At 67.5% G+C, this 3866-nt stretch carries 4 protein-coding genes; 1 reads left to right on the top strand and 3 read right to left on the bottom strand.

Annotation, left to right across the window (positions count from 1 at the left end):
• Nucleotides 1-322 precede the first annotated feature (322 nt).
• Both LCE31_RS37740 and LCE31_RS37735 read right to left on the bottom strand, forming a co-directional pair.
• Nucleotides 323-1531 (bottom strand): FAD-dependent monooxygenase, encoded by a 1209-nt coding sequence (locus LCE31_RS37740; protein WP_225022640.1) that lies wholly within the window; start codon nucleotides 1529-1531, stop codon nucleotides 323-325.
• Between the two features lie 94 nt (nucleotides 1532-1625).
• On the bottom strand, nucleotides 1626-2291 hold the full coding sequence (locus tag LCE31_RS37735; protein ID WP_225022638.1) for a hypothetical protein: 666 nt from the start codon (nucleotides 2289-2291) through the stop codon (nucleotides 1626-1628).
• Between the two features lie 154 nt (nucleotides 2292-2445).
• Here LCE31_RS37735 and LCE31_RS37730 point away from each other — a divergent pair, with 154 nt between their 5' ends.
• Nucleotides 2446-3096: a TetR/AcrR family transcriptional regulator gene (locus tag LCE31_RS37730; RefSeq protein WP_225022637.1), complete on the top strand. Its 651-nt coding sequence runs from the start codon at nucleotides 2446-2448 to the stop codon at nucleotides 3094-3096.
• A gap of 249 nt (nucleotides 3097-3345) precedes the next feature.
• Here the strand turns inward: LCE31_RS37730 and LCE31_RS37725 are convergent.
• The coding region (locus tag LCE31_RS37725; protein WP_225022636.1) for an IS5 family transposase at nucleotides 3346-3866 on the bottom strand (521 nt) is incomplete at its 5' end.

Here is a 3866-nt window from a genome sequence, read left to right as displayed (position 1 = left end):
ATGACGTCACTCAGTAACCGGTGAGTCAGGCAGTCACATTCCCAGGTAACCACACTGGGCTGCCCGGCCATCGGCATACAAGACTCTGCATCAACGCCTCCCGCTGCCTGATGATTCGACACCAACGAGCTGGTCAGGAGGCCCTGTCGGCTTGCGCGAGGCGCCCGGGACCTCCGGTCGGGACTCCTTTTCGACAAGAAGGGGGGCAGAAGATGCCGGAGCGCGCTGGTCGCCCTCTTCCGGTCAGCCGTCCATACCGCGCTCAGCTGGCGCCGGCTCCCGGGAGCCGGCGCAGGCTGATCCGTTGAGGCGACCGTGAGGGTTACTCGTAGTCGGGCAGCGTGAGCGCGCTGTACGCGTCGTGCCCAGAGTCGGCGGGGAGGGTTGAAAGTGCGCGGAGGGCCGCGTTGCGCTCCTGGAGGGACTCGTCGGTTGCGGGGAAGAGAGGGGTGTCGCCCCCGTTCGCGAGTTTCTGGTTGAGGGTCGCGAATGGCCTCATCACCTTGTCGTAGGCGTCGAACGCCTTGGTGTGGTCGGCGTGTGTGGCCAGTTCTCCGGCCAGGACATAGGCGCCGACCAGGGCGAGGCTGGTGCCCTGCCCCGTCAGGAACGAGGGGGCGTAGGCGGCGTCGCCGACCAGCGCGACCCGGCCCTGGGACCAGTGGGTCATCCGTATCTGGCTGATGGCGTCGAAGAACAGATCCTCGGCGTCGCGCATCTCGGCGACCATCCGGGGGATCTCCCAGCATTCGTCCGGGAAGGCGGCGGCGACCAGTTCGCGCTGCGCGTCCGGGTTGCGGAGGACGTCGAAGGGCAGGTCCGGGCGCCTGAAGGAGAGCAGCCCGAACACCTGCCCGCCGGAGCCGGCGGCGTAGAGGGCGGCGCGCTGGCTGGGGGTGTTCCACACCATGCCCTCGTGGGAGAGGCCGAGGTGGTTGGGCACGGTGAAGCCGGCGAAGCACGAGCCGAGGTAGTGGTGGAAGGGTTCTTCGGGGCCGAAGACCAGCCGGCGGGTGTGGGAGTGGATTCCGTCCGCTCCGATGACGACGTCGAAGGTGTGGCGGGCGCCGCTGCGGAAGGTCGCCTCGATGCCGTCGGGGCGGTCGTCGAGGGCGGCGATGGAGTCGTTGAACATGAACGTGACGGATTCGCGGACGGCGTCGTAGATGGTCTCGGTCAGGTCGCCGCGCTGTACCTCAAGGTCTTCGCCCGCGCCGATGGCCATGCTCTCGGCGCTCAGGGCGGCGATGGTGCTGCCGTCGGTGTCGATGAAGGTGATGCGCTCCGTGTTGACATGCGCCTTCTGCAGTCGGGGCAGGACGTTCATGCGCCGTGCGACCTCCAGGGCGGTGCCGCGGATGTCGATGGGGTAACCGCCGCCGCGCACGGAGCCGGCCTTTTCGACGACGGTGACGTCGAAGCCGTAGCGGTGCAGCCAGTAGGCGATCGCGGGGCCGGCGATACTCGCGCCGGAGACGAGGACGGAGCGGTTGCGGCGGGGGTGGCGTGTCTCAGCCATGTTCTGAGTCATGTTCAGTCCTTCGGGGTTTGACGGTGTTTCTCGCGGTGTGCTCGGCAGGACGTACTCCTGGGCTACTGCTCTGCGCAGGGTGTGTCGGCGGGTCCTACAGTCCCGCCCTGCCGGTGGCCCAGTACGGTTTCGTGGTGATGGCCTGGCGAGGCAGGTTCAGGCTGTCGGTGAGCACCCGCCGCTGGCGCTGGATCGACTGGGCGTGGCCCAGCAGTACGGCGCCGTCGAGGTTGCTGACCTCGTCGTCGCCGACGGCCTGTTCGAGCCAGGTCTGCAGTGCGTCGCCCGGCGCTCCCGTGGCGGGCAGGAAGCGGTACCGGGGCCAGCGGTCGGTCAGGGGTCCGACGGCGTCTGCCGGTACCTCGACGGTCACCATCGGCGCATTGCCGCCCTGGGCGCAGGCATCAAGGGTGCCGAGAGCGCAGCCGTCGCCGAGGTAGAGGCGTCGGGAGCCATGCTCGCGCAGCGGCCGGTGGCGACCGGCCAGCAACGTCGCGTGGCTGCCGACACGCAGTCGGCGCATCCACATCGTTCCTGGCCCGTCGGCTTCGGTGGCGGCGAGGACGGTGATGCGTTCGGAGCCAGAGTCCGTGACGCGCACCGCCCGCACGGTGTAGCGGCGCCCCTGGGTTGGGGTGGCGCGGATCTGTATCTCGTGGCCGGGATGCCAGCCGCCGGGCGGCGGCTCGGCGTGCAGTTCCAGTTCGAGGAAGCCGGGGGCGGGCTCACTGGCATCCAGCAGCTGAGCCGGCCGCCCCATGGCGGATTCGGCGAGATTACCGATAACGGCAGGCGCTCGCGGCACGGGCGATTCCCCCTTTCAGGAGGGTCTGGCGGTGTCGCAAAAAAACTACACCGTGCAGTGCAGCAAGTAAACTGCACTGCACGGTGTAGAGTGGTTCGCGGAGGTGGCGATGAGCTCTTACGGTGTGGAGAAGACGGTGCGCGAGGGAGACTCGAAGAAGCGGAAGGCGATCCTCGCCGCCGCCCGGGACCTGTTCGTCCACGAAGGCGTGGACCGTGTCAACATGGACGCTGTCGCGGCCCGAGCGGCTGTCTCGAAACGCACCGTGTACGACTACTTCGGCGACAAGCGGAGCCTCTTCCTGGCCATCCTCTCCGAAGTGTCCGAGTCACTACTGGCGACAGGACTCCGGGCAATCGAAGAACACCTTCCGAAAGACGCACCGATCGCGACAGTGCCGCAACTGGAAGCGGCACTCACCGCATTGGCGATCGACCTCGGCGCGAAGGTCGTCGGCTCCGCCGACCTGCACGCAGGGTTCGCCCTCGTCGCCCAGGAGCGCCTGCGGACGCCCACAACCGAGGACGACATCGACACGGCGCCGATCCAGGCAGCACTCGCGCAACACATCGCCCACTTCGCCGATGCCGGACTCCTCGACACGGACAACCCTCGCCTGGCCGCCGATCACTTCGGCGCCCTCACTCTCCTCTTGGCTTACGAACGCCACCCGGTTCCCGCCCACGCCGACCCTGACCGGATCCGCCAGATCATGGTCGAAGGAGCCCATGCGTTCATCCGCGCGTACGCCAGGCGCTGAAACCTCCTCACGAAAATGGATCTTTCGGTCGGGAGGTGATTTCTCAATGGAGGGCGCCAACCCCGGTCTTTACTGGCTGACTCGACCGGCGCGGGCACGTACAACTGCGGCCAGGGTCTCCTGAAACTCGGTCGGCTTCGCGACCCCGAGCCGCCAAGAGGGCCGTGTCTGAAGGCCCGCAGTCGACCGCGACTCCCGTTCGGCACCCACCCCTCAGGATCGGAATGACAACAGCTGCTAACCGATCATTCAGAATGAGGTCCGGAGTCGTCGCAAGCAGATGATGTTGCATGCGAGTTGGAGCAGGCCGAGGTGGAGGTCGGCTCGTATCTCGTAGCGGATCCGAAGGCGTTTGAACTGATGGAGCCAGGCGAAGGTACGCTCGACGACCCACCTGGTCTTGCCCAGGCCGGAGCCGTGGGCGGTGCCCTTTCGGGCGATCCTCGGCGTGATGCCACGCGCGCGGAGCAGACGTCGATACTTGTCGTAGTCGTAGCCACGGTCGGCAAACAGTCGCCGTGGTCGGCAACGGGGCCTGCCGACCCGGCCGCGGATGTGGGGGATCGTGTCCAGTAGCGGCATGAGCTGAGTGACGTCATGCCGGTTTCCGCTGGTCAGCGACACCGCGAGGGGTGTTCCGTGCCGGTCGGTGATCAGGTGGTGCTTGCTTCCCGGGCGGCCGCGGTCGACCGGCGAAGGTCCGGTGTGAGCCTGGCCTTTGAGGGCCCGGATGTGCGAGCCGTCGACCGCGGCATCGTCGATGTCCAGCA

Source organism: Streptomyces sp. 8L (genome assembly GCF_020176795.1).
Classification (GTDB): domain Bacteria; phylum Actinomycetota; class Actinomycetes; order Streptomycetales; family Streptomycetaceae; genus Streptomyces.
The sequence above is the reverse complement of the archived record's forward strand: the minus strand, read 5'-3'. Positions and strand labels throughout refer to the sequence as shown.